This window comes from Zemynaea arenosa (assembly GCF_004614185.1).
In the GTDB taxonomy this organism is placed as follows: domain Bacteria; phylum Pseudomonadota; class Gammaproteobacteria; order Burkholderiales; family Burkholderiaceae_D; genus Telluria; species Telluria arenosa.
Genome location: NZ_SPVF01000090.1, coordinates 1 through 15,971 on the forward strand (window position 1 = coordinate 1; position 15,971 = coordinate 15,971).

At 63.1% G+C, this 15,971-nt stretch carries 17 protein-coding genes and 1 tRNA gene; 9 read left to right on the plus strand and 9 right to left on the minus strand.

What is annotated here, in order from left to right:
* From E4L96_RS23580 to E4L96_RS06395, 4 genes are all read left to right on the plus strand, one after another.
* Nucleotides 1-392 (plus strand): hypothetical protein (locus E4L96_RS23580; RefSeq protein WP_167758614.1); only part of this gene is annotated, 392 nt, incomplete at its 5' end.
* A 476-nt stretch (nucleotides 393-868) separates the two neighbouring features.
* The gene (locus tag E4L96_RS06385) at nucleotides 869-1,360 is read left to right on the plus strand and encodes an Hcp family type VI secretion system effector (RefSeq protein WP_135206384.1); all 492 of its coding nucleotides are present in this window, start codon (nucleotides 869-871) and stop codon (nucleotides 1,358-1,360) included.
* Nucleotides 1,361-1,369: 9 nt separating this feature from the next.
* A complete protein-coding gene (locus E4L96_RS06390; protein ID WP_135206385.1) occupies nucleotides 1,370-1,834 on the plus strand; it encodes a penicillin-insensitive murein endopeptidase in 465 nt (154 codons plus the stop codon).
* A gap of 12 nt (nucleotides 1,835-1,846) precedes the next feature.
* A complete protein-coding gene (locus tag E4L96_RS06395; RefSeq protein WP_135206386.1) occupies nucleotides 1,847-2,233 on the plus strand; it encodes a hypothetical protein in 387 nt (128 codons plus the stop codon).
* A gap of 91 nt (nucleotides 2,234-2,324) precedes the next feature.
* Here the strand turns inward: E4L96_RS06395 and E4L96_RS06400 are convergent, their stop codons facing one another.
* Complete coding sequence (locus tag E4L96_RS06400; RefSeq protein WP_135206387.1) at nucleotides 2,325-3,008, minus strand: hypothetical protein; 684 nt, start codon at nucleotides 3,006-3,008, stop codon at nucleotides 2,325-2,327.
* Nucleotides 3,009-3,964: 956 nt separating this feature from the next.
* Here E4L96_RS06400 and E4L96_RS06405 point away from each other — a divergent pair.
* On the plus strand, nucleotides 3,965-4,213 hold the full coding sequence (locus E4L96_RS06405; RefSeq protein WP_220433399.1) for a helix-turn-helix transcriptional regulator: 249 nt from the start codon (nucleotides 3,965-3,967) through the stop codon (nucleotides 4,211-4,213).
* Nucleotides 4,214-4,218: 5 nt separating this feature from the next.
* Here E4L96_RS06405 and E4L96_RS06410 read toward each other — a convergent pair whose 3' ends face one another.
* From E4L96_RS06410 to pepN, 4 genes are all read right to left on the minus strand, one after another.
* The gene (locus E4L96_RS06410) at nucleotides 4,219-5,412 is read right to left on the minus strand and encodes a tyrosine-type recombinase/integrase (RefSeq protein WP_135206388.1); all 1,194 of its coding nucleotides are present in this window, start codon (nucleotides 5,410-5,412) and stop codon (nucleotides 4,219-4,221) included.
* A gap of 176 nt (nucleotides 5,413-5,588) precedes the next feature.
* A tRNA-Thr gene (locus E4L96_RS06415) sits at nucleotides 5,589-5,664 on the minus strand.
* A gap of 73 nt (nucleotides 5,665-5,737) precedes the next feature.
* On the minus strand, nucleotides 5,738-6,739 hold the full coding sequence (locus E4L96_RS06420) for a class 1 fructose-bisphosphatase (RefSeq protein ID WP_135206389.1): 1,002 nt from the start codon (nucleotides 6,737-6,739) through the stop codon (nucleotides 5,738-5,740).
* A 28-nt stretch (nucleotides 6,740-6,767) separates the two neighbouring features.
* Nucleotides 6,768-9,410 (minus strand): aminopeptidase N, encoded by a 2,643-nt coding sequence (pepN, locus tag E4L96_RS06425; protein WP_135206390.1) that lies wholly within the window; start codon nucleotides 9,408-9,410, stop codon nucleotides 6,768-6,770.
* Nucleotides 9,411-9,603: 193 nt separating this feature from the next.
* On the opposite strand from pepN, the gene E4L96_RS06430 reads away from it, so the two are divergent.
* The 3 genes from E4L96_RS06430 to E4L96_RS06440 all read left to right on the plus strand — a co-directional run bounded on the left by E4L96_RS06430 (nucleotide 9,604) and on the right by E4L96_RS06440 (nucleotide 11,028).
* Nucleotides 9,604-10,221, plus strand: a complete 618-nt coding sequence (locus E4L96_RS06430; protein WP_135206391.1) for a DUF4136 domain-containing protein — start codon at nucleotides 9,604-9,606, stop codon at nucleotides 10,219-10,221.
* A gap of 88 nt (nucleotides 10,222-10,309) precedes the next feature.
* Nucleotides 10,310-10,624 (plus strand): ArsR/SmtB family transcription factor, encoded by a 315-nt coding sequence (locus E4L96_RS06435; RefSeq protein WP_135206392.1) that lies wholly within the window; start codon nucleotides 10,310-10,312, stop codon nucleotides 10,622-10,624.
* On the plus strand, nucleotides 10,621-11,028 hold the full coding sequence (locus E4L96_RS06440) for an SRPBCC family protein (RefSeq protein WP_135206393.1): 408 nt from the start codon (nucleotides 10,621-10,623) through the stop codon (nucleotides 11,026-11,028). The genes E4L96_RS06435 and E4L96_RS06440 overlap by 4 nt, the downstream gene beginning before the upstream one ends.
* A 12-nt stretch (nucleotides 11,029-11,040) precedes the next feature.
* Here E4L96_RS06440 and E4L96_RS06445 read toward each other — a convergent pair whose 3' ends face one another.
* From E4L96_RS06445 to E4L96_RS06460, 4 genes are all read right to left on the minus strand, one after another.
* On the minus strand, nucleotides 11,041-12,342 hold the full coding sequence (locus tag E4L96_RS06445; RefSeq protein ID WP_135206394.1) for an MFS transporter: 1,302 nt from the start codon (nucleotides 12,340-12,342) through the stop codon (nucleotides 11,041-11,043).
* Between the two features lie 315 nt (nucleotides 12,343-12,657).
* Nucleotides 12,658-13,632: a quinone oxidoreductase family protein gene (locus E4L96_RS06450; protein ID WP_135206395.1), complete on the minus strand. Its 975-nt coding sequence runs from the start codon at nucleotides 13,630-13,632 to the stop codon at nucleotides 12,658-12,660.
* 24 nt (nucleotides 13,633-13,656) lie between these two features.
* Complete coding sequence (locus tag E4L96_RS06455) at nucleotides 13,657-14,040, minus strand: methylglyoxal synthase (protein WP_135206396.1); 384 nt, start codon at nucleotides 14,038-14,040, stop codon at nucleotides 13,657-13,659.
* A 4-nt stretch (nucleotides 14,041-14,044) separates the two neighbouring features.
* Nucleotides 14,045-14,965 (minus strand): DMT family transporter, encoded by a 921-nt coding sequence (locus E4L96_RS06460; protein WP_135206397.1) that lies wholly within the window; start codon nucleotides 14,963-14,965, stop codon nucleotides 14,045-14,047.
* A 107-nt stretch (nucleotides 14,966-15,072) separates the two neighbouring features.
* Between E4L96_RS06460 and E4L96_RS06465 the strand changes: the two genes are divergently transcribed.
* Nucleotides 15,073-15,971: hypothetical protein (locus E4L96_RS06465; protein ID WP_135206398.1), on the plus strand; the 899-nt coding region annotated here is incomplete at its 3' end.

The following is a 15,971-nucleotide window of genomic DNA, read 5'->3' on the forward strand; positions in this document are numbered from 1 at the left end:
CCGCCGAGGCGGCCGCGCGCGCGGAGAGCCAGCGCCGCGCCGAGGAGTCCCAGCGCCGGGCCGCGGAAGCCAGCCAGCGCCAGCAGAAGGAGCAGGCCGACCGCAACCACCTGTCAGCGCTGCGCACGCGGATCCAGATGGGAGTCAAGGCGTGCGGCCGCGACGATGTGCGGGTCGGCGGGGTCCTGCCGCGCGGGAGCGAAGACGAGGCCGGGAAGATCGCCGTGCATTTCACCGTCTACTGCCCGGGCAACATCGGCGTCAAAGGCACGAATTTCTATTTCCAGGGCGACGGCTATTCCTGCGTGGGTTCGGACATGGTGCAGGTCACCATCCCGTGCGAGGCCAAGCAGGCGCGGGTAATACTGGACAGCGTGACGCGGCCGAATTGAAGCGCGGGCGTTTCCGGCCTACGGCGCGCGCCCGCGCGCCGGTCGCTGGAAGCACAACGCCAGCGGATCAAGGCTTCGCGCTCGCGTCGCTGATGCTGACGAGCTTCCACGCGTTCCCGGCTTTGTACCAAACTGTGCGGCGGGAAGTCGGCGCCGAAAAAACAAAAGCCCACGTCCTGACGGAGTGGGCCTTGAAAGACAAGTACTGCTTGTTCTTGGTGTTCTGGTGCCGCTGACCGGAATGCAACTTCGGGGCGTCACTGCTGTGTTCAATATCTTATACCCGCAGAGGTACCCGATTCTTGCAAATTGGAATCAGTGCGATTCCGGAACTCTTCTGTAGACCCCGCCAACTCGTCTTTTGCGCTTGCTCCGAGTGTTGCCTGATGTGCGTCAAACCTTTGAGCTAGCTCAATAGTGCGCCGCTCGTCGATCTCATCATTAGACGGTCTCAACACTTCCTCATGGAGACCAGAATGGCGATCGACGTGTACCTTCAAATCGATGGCATCAAAGGTGAATCGACGGACCACGCACATCAAGGCTGGATCGAGTGTACTTCAGCCCAGTGGGGCGTGTCGCAGCCGAAGAGCGCGACCAGCTCGACGGCTGGTGGTCATACCGCAGAGCGCTGTGATATCCGAAGCATCTCGATCACGAAGATGGCCGACCTTGCGTCACCGATACTGATGCAGAATTGTGCCGCGGGCCGCACGATTCCAAAGGCGCGGCTGGAGTTCTTACGCGCAGATGGCCAAGGTGAGCGGATCAGGTATTACGAAGTCGAGCTCGAAAACGTACTCATTGGCAGCGTCAACCAATCTGTACATGAAGGCGACGTTCTGCATGATTCGGTGGGCCTCAAGTTCTCGAAGGTGCGGTGGAAGTACACGCAGCAGAAGGTCGGCGGCGGCTCAGGTGGGAACACCTCTGGGGGTTGGGATTTGGCGAGCAACCGGATCGCCTGAGGATTGATCATGTCTGTCCCGATCCAACCGAAAGATGGGAGAGGCCTCTTCATGCTCCCGCAGGCACCCGAAGATTCGGGCTACTACGTCTATGGAACGCCTGGCTCAGGTGCCGCTCAATACGCTCACCCAAGACTGCTTACTCTGCTACTCAAGGTTGAACGGGAATGGCAAGCAGTCGATACTCGGAAGTTCGGGATCGGCAACATCAGCGTTGCCAATGGCCTGCCCTTCGGCCACGACTCGCACAAGTCGGGACTGGAAGTCGACGTCCGTCCCTTACGAAAGGATGGCGCTCGCGCCCCCGTCAGCTATACCGAGTCCGAATACGACCGTGACGCCACCGCGACCCTGATCGCCATCTTTCGTACACATGCGCCGGGCTCGACCACTATCTTCTTCAATGACCTGAAAATCCCAGGAGTGAAGCCGCGTGAGAAGCATGACAATCATTTCCATTTTCAGTTCAACTGATAGGAGCTCAGGATGTTCCCATCGCTGTTCCTCCTTTCCCTCCACTCCGGCTCATCAGCCTCAATGGCGGACTCTCCGATTCCACCAGAAGGCCACCGCGCAATCCTTGCCGTGCGGGCAGCGGCTAAGGGAAAGGACTTCGTCGAACTGAAAAGATGGATGGTCAGCGATTTCCTGTGGAGCTTCGGCGGCGATGGCGATGCTGACCAAGCCATCGCAGCGTGGAAACGCGATCCCGAGGCAATGCGTGAGCTTTACCGTGTGACGGGTCAAAAATGTGCCTTCATAAGAGACACGCGCACAATCCAATGCCCACCGAACGCCGGGTACCACTACAGAGCCGGATTCAAGTACACATCTGATGGCTGGAGAATGACCTACTTTGTCGCCGGCGATTGATGAGCGTGCGCGTTTTCCTCGCACAAAAGAGAACGAAAGCGGAGCGGATCGCCGGCTAACGACTTATCGGGTAAGTTCGCACAGTCGGTCGTCAAGGTTCTGCCACATCCATCTGATGAGCGGCAACGAGCAGCCTATATTTCTCGTGTTGTGCAGAGGTGATGTTTTCAGGGACCCGACAGCCCTGGTACTTGAATAAGTGTTCGCCAATACGCTGAACGAATCGCCCGATTGCGATAACGAACAATTCGGCATATGTAGCGCCATGTGGCGTCCGTTGATACATGAGGCGCAACTCTGCGGATGCCGATGAGTCCACATGCGCGCCGCCCCCTTTATCTGCCACTTCCCGAATAACCCGGCGGATAGAGAGTCTTACTGGATCAAACGACAGGCGTTGCTCCCCCCACTCTTGAATTGGTAGCATTCGTTCCTTATCAACAAGTACGTCAGCAATAACTAAACCATTTTCATATGCAGAAATCTCAAATGGCATCTGAGCTATACGATTTATCGCAGCTTCAGTTTTGTCTAGGTGAACCTCGCCACTTTTCTCAGCTGACCATTCTATTTGTGCGATCGCAGAGACTTTAAGATTTGGGTATGCTCGACGGATAAGGGAGTTGTCAGCCATACGTTGTGTATCACATAGCAACAAACGAAGTTGCCCAGCTAACGGTCGATACATATGTAAATCGCCTCTGTAAATGCAAGCCAGGCAGGTATCAACGACGGCGAAGGATTCGCCGAGCTGCTGCTTAAGATATTCATTCATAAGGGCTTAGAGGCTACTAGGATCTCTTTTATTATCAATCCGGCAGAAGGAGTGCGTTCAGCATATGGTTGAATCCACGCCGATAGCGGACCATTGAAATTGCTCAGTGTACGCGGCTGTTATTCAGGGGGCAACAGCGAGGTCTACTGATGCGGTGGTGATGCGTTCGCGATGAAACAACGTCGGTGTAGAAATGTCCGGTTAGTGTTTTTGGCCGCCCGGCTCGCCTGAACGAGACGGGGAGTTGAAGGCCTCGGGACACCACTCCCGTGTATGCGGAACTGCTGCACTGCTTGCCCACGCCGCATGCATGTGTGGCGCCGCTGCCGGCGGGGCCGGACAGCGGGGACCAATAACCCAGGGTCCATGGAGTGCACCTTGTGCACGAGTCGGCTCCCGAGGGAGCAAGGGGACGGCAAGCAGGTTCAGTGAGCCCGGCAAGCGCGAGGTCGAAGCTCGTCACTTACCGTCGTCACTTGCTGCAATCACCCTGCTTGCGAAGCAGGACGCTAGCGATAGCGCGTCGTCACTGGCAGCCGGGCCGCCAGTAACGACGCGCGGGATGCGCACGTGGCCACAAGGAGAAGTACGCCTCGTGCGTGCTATCGCCCGCTTCGAGCAGGGTAGATGGAAAGCAGGCTCGTGGCCTGCGGACTGGGAGCGCGGTGCGTCGTTCGCAACCGCGGTGCTGAAGTGGCAGTTGATGCTGCCTGGAGTGTCAGCCGGTTCTTGACTAGCTATCGAGAAGGCGCGTTACGAGCGCAACGCTTGGGCCGATCCCAAGAAGTGGCGGGGCGATCCCGCCGGGGTTTGCCTCGTCCATTCTGCCAGATCGGTGCATCGTGCTAACGCAGAATTCCCCCTCAAATCGAGCGGGGATTCACGCGGGAGCGGATCGAGTCTCATCAACAGCGGTGCGTTCGCCAACGACTACCGTCATGAGCAGGAGGTCTCCCATGAACACACCAATGATCGAACGACGCGCGCACCCGCGCGACGACACGCCAGCGCTCATGCGGCTGAAGGATGTCATGCGCGTGTCCGGACTGTCCCGCGCGACGCTGTACCGGCAAGTGCAAGCCGGGACGTTCCCCTCGCCAGTCAAGATTGGCGGACGAGCGTCTGCGTGGGTCAAACATGAAGTCGAAGGCTGGATCACACGACGCATGCGCGAGCGATTGCCGCGCAAGTCGACCGCTCACTAACTTCACTAGCCGGTGAGCCGGAGACGATCGAGATAGTCGGCCCAGCGCTGCATCATCTCGCGTCGCCCGGCCAGGTGTGCGGTTCGATTGTAGGCCCGTCCGTTTGGATCTCGGACAGCGTGCGCCAGCTGGTGCTCGATCCAGTCGACGCGCTCCCCTAGTATCTCGTCCAGCATCGTCCGCGCCATGGCACGGAAGCCGTGCCCCGTCATCTGGTCGTGGGCGTAGCCAATGCCGCGCAGCGCTGCGTTGATGGTGTTCTCGCTCATGCACTCGTGTGCGTTGCGCACATTCGGGAAGACCCATTTGCCGTGACCAGTGACCTTGTGCAGGTCGCGCAGGATGCGGACCGCTTGCGTCGCCAAAGGCACGACGTGATCGACCCCCATCTTCATTTTGCGCCCAGGTATGCGCCACTCCGCGGCATCCAGATCGAACTCGGACCATTCAGCAGTCCGTAGCTCCCCCGGCCTGACAAACACCAGAGGCGCAAGCTTCAGCGCCGCCACCGCCGGTGCAAAGCCCTGGTACCCGTGGATGCGTCGCATGAGGACTGCGACATCGCGCGGCTCGATCAGCGCTGCGTGGCTGACGACCTTCGGCGTGCGGAGAGCACCGTGCAGATCACGCGTAACGTCACGCTCCACCACGTCCATCGCCAAGCAGTAGCGGCAAATCTGGCCACACAGCTGTTTGATGCGGTGGGCCGATTCGAGCGCACCGCGATCTTCAAATCGCCGCGCCACCAGCAGCACATCACGTGGACGTAGCTCGCGGATCGGGATCGCGCCGATCATCGGGAAGACCTCGTGTTCGAGCCAGTTGCGCATCTTCTTCACCGTCGAAGGACGACGGTCCTGCGCCAACCGCGCGAGCCACTGCCGGCCGAAGAATTCAAACGTGTCACCCGCTGCCAGCTCGCGTTCGAGCTTCTCCTCGCGCCGGACCGCCATCGGATCCCGACCTTCGGCTAGCAGCTTGCGCGCGGCATCGCGCCGCTGCCTCGCCTGCGCCAGCGACACGTCCGGATAGACACCTAACGCAAGGACCTTCTCTTTTCCAAGGTAGCGGTAACGAAAGCGCCAGTACTTCGACGTCCCGAGCAGATGCAGGTAGAGTCCACGCCCATCGGCATGTTTTTCCCCTGCCTTGGGATCGCCCGGCCGGGCAGTCCGCACGAAGACATCTGTCAGAGCCATTGCTCACCCCGCTGCGGGTACAAGATTCGCGGCATGCCATGTGTTACGGCATTTGTACCCACATTACCGCGCGCTTTTGTGAGTTGTCGCGCGATTTCCGCAAACAAAAAAGCCCCGGTTCTCATAGGAGAAACGAGGCTTTTGAAGACTTACTGAGACTACTTGATTTTAGGCAATGGTGCCGCTGACCGGAATCGAACTGGTGACCTTCGCATTACGAATGCGCTGCTCTACCGACTGAGCTACAGCGGCTCAAAGAGCGGGTATTCTAGCAGAGTCTATTGGAACCACGCAACCAATTGAATCTGCACATATCCGGCCTGGACTAGGCCTGGTGGTAGCCCGTGACGACCTCCACCTCCTCCTTCGACCCGAGGAACACGGGCACCCGCTGATGCAGTTTTTCGGGCGCGATGTCCATGATGCGGCGCACGCCGTCGGTGGCCGCGCCGCCCGCCTGTTCGACGATGAAGGCCATCGGATTGGCCTCGTACATCAGGCGCAGCTTGCCCGGCGTGGAGGTGTCGCGCAGGTCGGCCGGGTACATGAAGATGCCGCCGCGGTTCAGGATGCGGTGCACGTCCGCCACCATCGAGGCGATCCAGCGCATGTTGAAGTCCTTGCCGCGCGGGCCGGTGGCCCCGGCCAGCAGCTCGCTCACGTAGCGCTGCACCGGCGGATGCCAGTGGCGCTGGTTGCTCATGTTGATCGCGAATTCCTTCGTGGCCGATGGGATCTTCATGTCGCGCTGCGTCAGCACCCATGACCCCATCTCGCGGTCCAGGGTGAAGCAGTTCACGCCATGGCCGGTGGTCAGCACCAGCATGGTCTGCGGGCCGTACACCGCGTAGCCCGCGGCCACCTGCTTCGAGCCGGCCTGCATGAAGTCCGCTTCGGTTGGGTCACCCATGCCCTCGGGTGCCTTCAGCACCGAGAAGATGGTGCCGATGGAGACGTTGACGTCGATGTTGGACGAACCATCGAGCGGATCGAACAGCAGCATGTACTCGCCCTTCGGATAGCGGTTCGGGATTGGATGGATCGACTCCATCTCCTCCGACGCCATCGCGGCAAGGTGGCCGCCCCACTCATTCGCCTCCAGCAGGATCTCGTTGGAGATCACGTCCAGCTTCTTCTGCACTTCGCCCTGGATGTTTTCGGTGTCCGCGGAACCGAGGATATCGCCGAGCGCGCCCTTGCCGACCGAATGCGCGATCGACTTGCAGGCGCGAGCCACCACTTCGATCAGGAGCCGCAGCTCGGCGGGGATGGTGTTGTTCAGGCGCTGCTCTTCAACGAGGTACTGCGTGAGGCTGACACGTTTCATCGGATGTCTTTCAGGAGTGTTGGAATTCTTAGTTGGCCAGGGCCTTGGTCACGACTTCGCGCACGTCGTTGGACAGCTTGCCGGAGGCGGACACCTGTTCCAGCGCGCTGCGCATGCGGTCCTGCTGCTCGGGCATGTAGCGGCGCCACCGGTCCAGCGCACGGGCCAGGCGCGCGGCCACCTGCGGATTGAGCTTGTCCAGGGCCAGCACCTGCTCGGTCCAGAAGGCGTAGCCGCTGCCGTCGGGCGCGTCGAACTGGGCCGGATTCCCGTTGCAGAAGCTGAAGAGCAAGCTGCGGGCGCGGTTCGGATTGCGGATATTGAAGGCCTTGTGCTGCATGAGCTCCCGCACCTTGTGCACGTCGGTGCGCGGTGCGCTGGCCTGCAGCGCGAACCATTTGTCGATGACCAGCGCCTCGCCTTCGAAGTCCTTGTAGAAGGTGTCCAGCGCGCGCTCCGCTTCGGACGATTCGCCATGCACCAGCGACGTCAGAGCCGAAAAGCGGTCAGTCATGTTGGTCGCCTTGTCGAACTGGCGCTCGGCCAGGTCCAGGTTGAGGAAGGCGGCGGCCAGGTAGGCCAGGCACAGATTCTTGAGACCGCGCTTACCGGCGGCAATGGCGTCCGGGCTGTATTCCCCAGGCGTCTGGTTGGCATTGATCTGCGCGATCAGATCCTTTTGCAGCTTGCGGCCGATGGCGCTGCGCATGAATTGGCGCGCCATGTGGATGGCCTGCGGATCGACGACCTCGGACTGCTCGGCGATCAGCGTTTCGGACGGCAGCAGCAGCGCCACTTCGCGGAAGGCCGCGTCGAGCGATTCGTCCAGCAGCACCTTGCGCATCGCTTCGATGAAGGTCTCGTCCAGCACCAGTGTGCCGCCTTCGCTCACCGCTTTCGTGAGCCGCAGGAGGCGCGACATGGCGAGCCGCTGCCCCGCTTCCCAGCGATTGACGGCATCGCTGTCATGGTTGAACAGGTGGATCAGCTGGTCGTCCGTGTAGGCGTAGTCCAGCACCACCGGCGCCGAAAAGTCGCGCAGCAGGGATGGCACCGGCTCTTCCAGCACGCCGTCGAACTTGAAGGTCTGGCGGGCCTTGGTCAGTTCCAGCACCATGGTGGTCGAGCCGACCGTCTTGCCGTTCACGGTCAGCGGCAGGTCGTTCCCCTTGGCGCCCAGCAGGCCCACGGCCACCGGGATGTGGAAAGGCTGCTTCTTCGGCTGGCCGGGCGTGGCGGGGCAGCTCTGCGAGAGCGTGATCTCGAAGCTCTTCTTGACCGGGTCGTAGCGCGTCTCGGCTTTCACCACCGGCGTGCCGGCCTGGCTGTACCAGCGCTCGAACTGCGCCAGGTCGCGGCCATTCGCATCGGCCATCGCGGCGCGGAAATCGTCGCAGGTCACGGCCTGCTCGTCGTGGCGCTGGAAGTACAGGTCCATGCCCTTGCGGAAGCCTTCGCGGCCCAACAGGGTCTGATACATGCGCACCACTTCCGCGCCCTTCTCGTACACGGTCACGGTGTAGAAGTTGTTGATCTCGACGAACGAGTCCGGGCGCACCGGGTGCGACATCGGGCCCGCGTCCTCGGGGAACTGGGCCTGGCGCAGGGTGCGCACCTGGTCGATGCGAGTGACGGCGCGGCCGCTGTCGGTGCCGATCATGTCTGCGCTGAACTCCTGGTCGCGGAACACCGTCAGGCCTTCCTTGAGCGACAACTGGAACCAGTCGCGGCACGTCACGCGGTTGCCGGTCCAGTTGTGGAAGTACTCGTGGCCGACCACCGCCTCGATGCCGGCGTAGTCGATGTCCGTGGCCACGCGCGGGTTGGCCAGCACGAACTTGGTGTTGAAGATGTTGAGACCCTTGTTCTCCATCGCGCCCATGTTGAAGTCACCCACGGCGACGATCATGAAGCGGTCCAGGTCCAGCTCCAGGCCCCAGCGCTCCTCGTCCCAGCGGATGGAGTTCTTCAGCGACTGCATGGCGTAGTCGGTCTTGTCGAGGTTCCCCTCTTCCACCCACACCTGCAGCAGCACGTCGCGGCCGTCGGCGAGCCTGAAAGTCTCTTCCTGGCACACCAGCCGGGCCGCGACCAGCGCAAACAGGTAGCTCGGCTTCTTGAACGGGTCTTCCCACTTGGCGTAGTGGCGGCCGTCGGGCAGCTCGCCCTCTTCCACCAGGTTGCCGTTGGAGAGCAGCACTGGGTACTTCTGCTTGTCCGCACGCAGCATCACGGTGTAGCGCGCCATCACGTCCGGACGATCCGGGAACCAGGTCATGTTGCGGAAGCCTTCGGCCTCGCACTGGGTGAAGAAATTGCCGTTCGAGACGTACAGGCCGTTGAGGGTGGTGTTCTTCTCGGGGCTGATGATGGTTTCGATCTCCAGCACCACTTCGTCCGGCGCATTCGGGATGCGCATCAGGTGGCCGTTGATTTCGTAGTCGCGCCGAGTCAGCGCGCGGCCGTTCAGGCGCAGGGCCACCAGTTCCAGCTCGCCGCCATACAGTTCTATGTGCTTCTGCTTGCTCGCCGGATTGCGCGTCATGGTCAGCCGGCTGGCGACGATGGTGCGGGCCGGGTCCAGGTCGAAGCCCAGCTCGACGGTCTCGACCAGGTAGGCGGGCGGAAGGTAGTCTTTCCGGTAAATGGTCTGCGGGATGTCGGTACGCATGGCGGTCTCGGCGGAATCGTTGCGAAGACGGCTATTTTACCAAGCCGCCTTGGCCGCACCGTTGCCGCTCGCTACCGTGTATCGCCTATGTTCACGGGGTAACAAACTGTAAAATCCATGCAGACGATTGTGCAGAATCTTAAACTGGAGACTGCCCGAGATTCCGCATAATGAAACCCACCTGGAGCGCGCCATGAAACGCCTTTTGATCGCAGCTGTCGCAGGCCTGAGCCTGCTGCTGGGCGGCTGTGCCACCACCGTCCGCAGCCACGTGACGACCTTTTCCCAGCTGCCCGCCAACCTGGCCGACAAGACCTATGTGTTCGCGGCGCCGCCGGCGCCGGATGACACACTGGAATTCCGCAGCTACCAGAATCTGGTGCGCGGCGAGCTGACCCGCCTCGGGTTCCAGGATGCCGGGGCCAGCGGAACGCCGACCATCACCGTCAACATGCGCTTCCTGACCACCGACATTCCGGTGCAGGTGGTGCAGATCAATCCGCCGCCGTACTACTACGGCTACTACGGCTGGCGCCGCCGCTTCTGGGGCCCGTTTTACGACCCATTCTGGACGGGCGGCGGGTATTACTCCAGCCACATCGAGCACCAGTTCCGGCGCGAGCTGCAGGTGTCGATGACCTCGGTGAAGGACAACCAGCGCCTGTGGGACGTCACCGTGCGCAACATGAGCCGCGAGGAGTCGACGCCCCGGATCATGCCGGCGCTGGTGCGCAGCGCCTTCGAAGACTTCCCCGGGCCGAACGGCCAGGCGCGCGTGATCGAACTGAAGCTGGACGAGAACGCGAAGTAAGCCGCTGTTCCTGCGAAAGCGTGCGGTCGGCCCCGCACGCTTTTTTTGCACTTGACGCGTCGGAATTTTCCGACGTATGATCGGCGACATGCCGAACACCGATGTTTTTACCGCCATTGCCAATCCGGTCCGGCGGCGCATCCTGGAACTGCTGCGCGAAGGTCCGCGCCCGGCCGGGTCGCTGGTCGAGGAGTTCCAGGTGAACCGCCCGGCGATCTCCGAGCATCTGCAGCTGCTGCGCCTGGCCGGGCTGGTGGTGGAGGAAGCGCAAGGCCGCCAGCGTATCTACCGTCTCAAGCCGGGCGCGCTGGATGAAGTCACGCAATGGCTGCATCCCTTCGAAACCTACTGGCAGCAGCGCTTCGCCGCCCTGCGCGCCACCCTTGACGAGGAATCCCCATGAGCACCGAACGTGGCCTGATCCAGATGACCCAATTCATCCCGCATCCGCCGGCGCGGGTGTGGACCGCGCTGACCGATCCGGCAATTCACGCCAAGTGGTGGGCGGCGGGCGACGTGCGGCCAGTGGTCGGGCACCGCTTCACGCTGGACATGGGTCAATGGGGACAGCAGCCGTGCGAAGTGCTGGCGGTGGAGCCGGAGCGGCTGCTTTCCTACGCCTTTGCGCCGGATACCCTGGACACCGTCATCACCTGGAGCCTCGTCCCCGAAGGCGACGGCACCCGACTGTCGCTGGAGCACCGCGGCTTTGACCTTGGTTCGCCGATGGGCAAAATGGCCCACGCGGGCATGGGCGCGGGCTGGCCGGGCGTGCTGGCGCGTATCGCCCCAGCGCTCGACGCGTGACGCCCGCCTTGGTCAGCGCCGCCGCACCAGCAGCAAGGCGATAAGCGTGAGCGCGGCGGCACCGAACAGATAGAGGCCAACCGATCCGATGCCGTAGTTGGTGGCGAGCCAGGTGGCGAGGTAGGGCGCGAGCGAGGCGCCCAGGATGCCACCGAAATTAAAGGTCAGCGAGGCGCCGGTGTAGCGCACCTCGGGCGGGAACAGCTCGGCGAGCATGGTGCCCAGCGGGCCGTAAGTCATGCCCATCAGGGCCAGGCCAAGGGACATGAATGCCGCCACCATCACTGCGGTTCCGGCGCCGAACATGGGGCCGAACAGGAATCCAAACAGGCCGATCGCCACCGTCACCCAGATCAGCGTTCCACGCCGGCCATGCTTGTCCGCCCACACGGCCGACAGCGGAATGGTGAGCGCGAAGAAGATCACGGAGAACAGCTGCAGCATCAGGAACTGCGGGCGCGTGAAACCCAGCTTGGTGGTGCCCCAGCTCAGCGCAAACACCGTCATCAGGTAGAACAGGACGAAAGTCGCCAGCGCCATCAAAGTGCCCAGCACCAGCACCCGGCCATGCTCGCGGAACACGGCCGCGGATGGCACGCGCACGCGCTCCTGCTGGTCCAGCACGCGCTGGAACACGGGCGTTTCGCTGATCTTCAGCCGCACATACAGACCGACGCCGACCAGCAGCGCGCTGGCGATGAAAGGAATGCGCCAGCCAAAATCGAAGAACTGCTGGTCGGTCAACGTTTCGCTGAGCAGCAGGAAGGTGCCGCCGGACAGGAAGAAGCCGATCGGCGCGCCGAGCTGCGGGAACATGCCGTACCACGCCACCTTGCCGGGCGGCGCGTTCTCGGTGGCCAGCAGCACCGCCCCGCCCCACTCCCCGCCCAGGCCCAGGCCCTGCCCGAAGCGGCACAGCGCCAGCAGCAGCGGAGCCAGTGTGCCGATGGCCGCATACCCCGGCAGCAGGCCGATGACCACCGTCGATATCCCCATCGTCAGCAGCGCAGCCACCAGCGTGGCCTTGCGGCCGATGCGGTCACCGTAATGGCCGAACACCGCCGAGCCGACCGGCCGCGCGAAGAAGGCGATGGCGAAAGTGGCAAACGACTGCAGCATCGCCGCCGTGGGGTCCGACGCGGGGAAGAACAGCTTGGGGAACACCAGCACCGCCGCGGTGGCGTAGATGTAGAAGTCAAAGAACTCGATCGTGGTCCCGATCAGGCTCGCGAACAGCACCGTGCCTGGCTTGTTGAGGTTCAGGGTGCCTGTCGTCGTTGTGCTGCCGCTGGCGTCACTGCGCTGTGCTTCCATGTGCTGCGTCCCTTTCTTGTGATTGTTGTCGCTCCTCCGGCTCAGGGCTCCCAACCGCCGCCCGGCGCCGGGGAACAATGCTACCTGATCAGCGGCCAGGACGGCATCGGAAGCGGCGAGCGCGCTGTCGGCCGCCACGGTCACGCGCGCGAGGCATTGGCGGCTTGGCGGCCTCGGTGTCGGCACGCGGGGCTTCGACGGCGCGGGACCGTTTGCCGGGCAGGTCGAACTGCGACGTAGTTGCGAAATAAAAAAAAGCCCGGCTACGTAGAGCTACGTAGCCGGGCCGTATGAGCGGGATACTGGTAGGGAGTATTACGGCAGCAGGATGGACGAGCCGGTCGTCTTACGCCCTTCCATCTCACGGTGCGCGCGCTGGATCTCGGAGAGGTGGTAGCGCTGGTTGATGTCCACCTTGACATGGCCCGCCACCACCATCTCGAACAGGTGGCCGGCGATCGCCTCCAGGTTCTCGCGCGTGTCCGCATAATTGAAGAGCGTTGGCCGCGTGATGAACAGCGAGCCGCGCGAGGCCAGCTCCTGCAGCGAGAAGGGCGGCACCGGGCCCGAAGAGCTGCCGAAGCTGACCATCATGCCGCGCGTGCGCAGGCAGTCCAGCGAGCCAATGAAGGTGTCCTTGCCGATCGAGTCATACACCACCGGCAGTTTCTGGCCCCCGGTTATCTCCAGTACGCGCTCGGTGAAGTTCTCGCGGTTGTAGTTGATGACGTGCGCGCAGCCATGCGCCTTGGCCAGCTCGCCCTTCTCGTCCGAACCCACGGTGCCGATCATGGTCACGCCGATCGCCCGCGCCCACTGGCAGGCGATCAGCCCCACGCCACCGGCGGCGGCGTGGAACAGGATCGTATCTCCGGCCTGGAGCGGGTAGGTGCGGTGGAACAGATACTCCACCGTCATCCCCTGCAGCATCATGGCGGCCGCGGTCTCGTAGGAGATCGCAGCCGGCAGCTTGACCAGGATCGCCGCGGGCACGATGCGCTCGTCCGCATAGGCACCGGTCGGGCGGCTCGCATAGGCCACGCGGTCGCCCGGCTGCACGTGCGTGACGCCCTCGCCCACCGCCACCACCTCGCCCGCGCCCTCCATGCCGATCCCCGCCGGCAGCGGCTGCGGATAGAGACCAGTGCGGAAGTACACGTCGATGAAGTTCAGGCCGATCGCGTGCTGGCGGATGCGGGCCTCGCCGGGCCCGGGGGCGCCGACGTCCACGTCGACGTACTCCATCACTTCCGGACCGCCGGTCGCGCGGATGCGGATTGCCTTTGCCATGATGATGCTCCTTGAATCCTGAGGTTACTTGCGCACGGCCTGGCGCAGCTGCGACAGCACCAGGTGCGCGGTGGCGACATTGGTCGCGCAGGCCACGTTGTGCACGTCGCAGGCGCGCACCAGTGCGTTGATGTCCGGTTCGTGCGGCTGCGGCGTCATCGGGTCGCGCAGGAAGATGACGGCATCGATGTGGCCCATCACCAGCTCCGCGCCGATCTGCAGGTCGCCGCCGAACGGGCCCGAATGCTTGCGTTCGATGGTCAGGCCGAGCTCGTTTGCCAGGCGCCCGCCGGTGGTGCCGGTGGCCATCAAGTTGCAGCCGCGCAGGAAGTCCACGTATTCTGCGGCCAGGGTAACGATGTCGTCCTTCTTCTTGTCGTGGGCGATGAGTGCGATGCGTGGTTTCATGAATTCACTTTCTCGTCAGTGACAGCATGTAGATGCCGGCCAGCACCAGGCAGGTGCCCGCGATCTGGACAGCGGTAATCGGCTCGCCCAGCAGCAGCGCGCCCAGGAATAGCGTGGAAACGGGGCCGATCATTCCGGCCTGCGAGGCGGTGGCGGCGCCGATGCGCTGCACCGCGGCCATCGTCATGAACACAGGGAGGATGGTACACAAAACCCCGTTGACGAGCGAAAGCCAGTACACCGGTGCGGGCTGGATCAGCAGGCTCGCCGGCCGCAGCAGGAAGAACTGGGCGATGCAGGCCACCGACGACACCGTCATCGCATACGACACCAGCCGCAGCGTGCCGATGCGCTGGACCATTTCTCCCGTCAGCAGTAGATACAGCGCATACGAGATCGCGGAACCCAGCACCATCAGGGAACCCGTGACGGTGCTGCCTTGTCCACCGGCCAGGTCATGCACGAACACGAGCACGATGCCGCAGTAGGACAGCAGCAGGGCCAGCCATTGCGCGCGGCTGATGTGGCGCTTCAGCCAGACCGAGGTCATCAGCAGTACGAAAGTCGGCGTGAGGAACAGGATCAGCCGTTCCAGGCCGACCGAGATGTATTGCAGCCCGAGGAAGTCCAGGAGGCTCGAGAGGTAGTAGCCGATCAGGCCGAGGAAGATCAGCTTCCAGCGGTCGTGCCAGCTCAGCGGCGCTTCGGTGCGCATCTTCCACACGGCAATGGCCGCGAAGCACGGCACGCTGAACAGCATGCGGAAGGCGATCAGCGTGATCGCGTCAATGTGGTAGCGGTACAGCAGCTTGGCGACCACGGCCTTGGTAGAAAACAGTACGGCGCCTAGTATGGCTATGGAGAGGCCGAAGATCAGATGGGAACGGTCGGAGGCGGGGGATGCGGCGGCGGCGCTGGAAGTCATGCAGGAAATTGTATGCGGAATCCTCGCGCACTGCTGACGCCGCCCAAATTTGGCGCCCGCAGCGCGCCCTATGTTAAATGCGTTTTCCTTCACCCACGAGGTGCATCATGACCACGTTTCGCATCTGGCTGCTGTCCGTGTGCTGCTCAGCATGCCTGTTTCCGGTCCCACCCGCCCGGGCCGATGGCCTGGATGGCGCGCGCGGCACCGCCATCGTAGGCATCGACGTGCGCAACCTGCGCTTGACGCGCGGCGACGGCACGCCGTTTGCCGACACGGACTTTGTGTCCGCCACGCTGTCCAGCAACGGCAACCTGTTTGCCACTGCCAACGGCAGCGACCTGTTCCGCTTCGTGTTCCCGGCCCTGGAGCCGGACAGCTTCCTGTGCGCGGGCGAGGCCTGTCCCACGCCGCCCGTCCCCATGTCGAGCGCGCCAACGCCGTCCGGTGACACAGCGTACAGCCAGATACACGTGCAGAACTGGGGCGACCTCCAGCGCCAGGACGGCGCGGCCCAGATCCTGGCGGCGTCCTCGTTCAACGACCGGTCCAGCCTGAGCACGGCCTTCGTGGACGCGACCTTCCACTTCGTGCTGCGCGAGAGTGCGGACCTGACCTGGAGCCTGGATGCCTCCGCCTTCGCCCTGGCCCAGGTGGACGCGGGTGCGTCCGCGGTGGCCAAGGCCGCCCTGATCTTCGATATCTTCCTGACCGACCTCACCACCGGCGACACGGTGCTCCTGGAAGAGCCGCCGGCACTGAACCGAAGGCTCGAGGCGCTGGCGGGCGAAGCGCTGGAATATGCCTCCGGCCCCCTGCACCTCACCGTTGCCGCGCCCCATCTGCAGGCGGGCCATGACTACCGCCTGGCGTTCAACCAGATCAGCACGGCCGAGGTGCCCGAGCCGCGCATGGCCGTCCTGCTGGCGGCCGGGCTGCTGCTCCTGGCCATCCGGCGGGGCCGCACTGGCGGCCGCCACGCCCGCCGGATCGTGCAGGCCGGCGC